Origin of the sequence: Fusobacterium sp. (assembly GCF_030528405.1) — a bacterium.
Classification (GTDB): domain Bacteria; phylum Fusobacteriota; class Fusobacteriia; order Fusobacteriales; family Fusobacteriaceae; genus Fusobacterium.
The window spans coordinates 1-2,307 of the sequence record NZ_JAUMYY010000073.1 but is presented as its reverse complement, the minus strand read 5'-3'; the positions used below and the strand labels follow the sequence as shown (position 1 = coordinate 2,307).

At 26.3% G+C, this 2,307-nt stretch carries 4 protein-coding genes; 2 read left to right on the top strand and 2 right to left on the bottom strand.

What is annotated here, in order from left to right; genetic code table 11:
- Positions 1–5 precede the first annotated feature (5 nt).
- Positions 6–614, bottom strand: coding sequence for a nitronate monooxygenase family protein (locus Q4A58_RS08025; protein WP_303118159.1), 609 nt, complete (start codon positions 612–614; stop codon positions 6–8).
- A gap of 106 nt (positions 615–720) precedes the next feature.
- Here Q4A58_RS08025 and Q4A58_RS08020 point away from each other — a divergent pair, with 106 nt between their 5' ends.
- Complete coding sequence (locus Q4A58_RS08020; protein WP_303118157.1) at positions 721–1,092, top strand: helix-turn-helix domain-containing protein; 372 nt, start codon at positions 721–723, stop codon at positions 1,090–1,092.
- Between the two features lie 206 nt (positions 1,093–1,298).
- On the opposite strand, the gene Q4A58_RS08015 is transcribed toward Q4A58_RS08020, so the two are convergent.
- The gene (locus tag Q4A58_RS08015; RefSeq protein WP_303118155.1) at positions 1,299–1,625 is read right to left on the bottom strand and encodes a helix-turn-helix domain-containing protein; all 327 of its coding nucleotides are present in this window, start codon (positions 1,623–1,625) and stop codon (positions 1,299–1,301) included.
- Between the two features lie 133 nt (positions 1,626–1,758).
- Here Q4A58_RS08015 and Q4A58_RS08010 point away from each other — a divergent pair, with 133 nt between their 5' ends.
- Positions 1,759–2,148, top strand: coding sequence for a nuclear transport factor 2 family protein (locus Q4A58_RS08010; protein ID WP_303118153.1), 390 nt, complete (start codon positions 1,759–1,761; stop codon positions 2,146–2,148).
- The last annotated feature ends 159 nt before the right edge of the window (positions 2,149–2,307 follow it).

Genomic DNA, 2,307 nt, shown 5'->3' with positions numbered 1-2,307 from the left:
AAAAATCAGCCGATTGGAATAGATTTTTTAAGAATCTCCAATCGGCTTTTTTTATCTTCCATTAATCTTTTAATCAATTCTTCTATAGAAGGTATGTCATTAATAAGATTTATTCCTGTGTTACCCTCATCATATCCTGTAGCCACAAGTATATCTGCTCCTAAACTTTTAGCTTTTTTCATACAACCAATTGAAGGATTTATCGGTCTATAAATAATATTTCCATTACAATTCTTTATCTTATTGAAGTACTCTTCTCTTATATCTCCTGAAACAACAAAATATCTTATTTCTTCCTCAAAGCAAACTTCTAAAATTTTATCACTGTATTCTAAAGTATTATCTGACTTTTCATATGGAAGTACAATATTTACTGCAAAGGGGTTCTCAGTTAACTTTTTTGTTTTTCTTATTTCTTCTCTCATTCTTTCAGCAGTAAGTTCTGGATCTGTAACTATACTTCTATATCCAGCATTGGGACCTAAAACTCCTAAACCACCAACATTTGATACAGTAGAAACCATCCTTGCATCAGTTATCCATATCATAGGAGCTTGAATTAAAGGATACTTAATTTTTAAAATTTCTACAACTCTATTATTTTTATATTTCATATATTTCCTCCTAAAAAGCTTGATATTTTATATAAATAAATATATCATTTAAGAAAGAAAAAAAATAGTACTCATATTTTTCTTTCTTAAATTTGGAGGTGTTATTTTGGATAAAAATTTTTTTGAGAAAAAAATAGAAAATATTAAACAGAATTATAATGCTAATGAAAAATGCCCTGTTATTCATGCTATTAAAATGATTGGTTCTAAATGGAAAATTCCAATATTATGGAATATAACATTAGAAGATGGTATTCACTATAATCAATTGAAAAGAAAAGTCACAGGCATAACAAATACAATGCTTACAAAATCTTTAAAAGAATTAGAAAAAGATGGACTTATAAAAAGAGTATCTTATGGAACAATTCCTCCTTCTGTATCTTATCATCTAACAGATATTGGAAGAGAATTAATTTTAACTTTCGTTGAATTACGAAAATGGGGAATATTACATATTAAAAATACTATGATTTAATGACAACATAAAAGAAAGTAACACGAAAAATTTAAGTAGTATCATAATTAAATATATTTACAATAAAATAAATTAAGATACTATTGAACTAATTATTGAATAAATTCCTATTAGCAATAAAAATATTTAGAGAAGTAAAATTTAAAGGTTGATAGTTCTCTTCTTTATTTTAATATTTTATGTAATAAATTGTAAATTCTTTATTCTCATGGTTGGCTTAGTTCTTGAATATATTCCAAGCCAAAAACTTCAATTTCGTCTAGCACTTTTTGAAATTTAATACCTAATTTACTTAAAGAATATTCAACATGAGGAGGAATAACTGGAAAAATTTTTCTACTGATTAATTTATCTTTCTCAAGTTGACGTAATTGTCTTGTTAAGACAGTCCGAGTAACTTCAGGAATTAGCTTCTCTAACTCATTAAATCTTTTAGTGCCTGTGCTTAAATGATATAAAATTAGAATTGCCCACTTGCCTTGTAAGACTCTTTGTGTCGTAGCATAAGGGCATTTATCATAAATCTTTGTCATAAGAACCTCCATACATAATATAAAGTAACATATTAGATACTATGTATTATAAATGTTCGTACTTTTAAAATCAATATTTAAAAGGTATAATAAGAAAAAATTTATTTATAAATGTTTTTTAAGGGGGATTATTATGAAAAATGAAATTATGGAAGTATTTGAAACTTATACAGAAGCATTATTGAGAGGAGATTTTGTTACAGTATTTGAAACAATGTCAGATGATATTATATGGCATATGGGAGGAAAAAGCCCACTTTCTGGTGTAATTATAGGAAAGCAAGCATTGGAAGAGCGTTTTGGAGAATTTGCCAAAAGAAGTAATAGTACATTCAGAGTTGTAACAAATTGGGCAGCAAATAATGATTGTTTTGTTGTTGCTAGCGTTGTTTCATTGGCAGAAAAAGATAATAATAAATTAAATAGTCCAGGAATTGATTTATTTAAAATAAAGGATGGAAAAATACAAGAAGCTTGGACTTTTGCTCAATACCAGAATGTAGAAGATAAATTTTGGGAATAAAATAAATAGTATAATGAAAATCAAAGAATATAGTGTAATTGATTTGAGGAATATTTACAAAGAAAGAGAAAACATTAAACGAGAGTGTAGAAAAAGGTACTCACTTTAGAATACCTTAATCTTGACATATTAAAAATATTAAACTAATATATTAAAGTT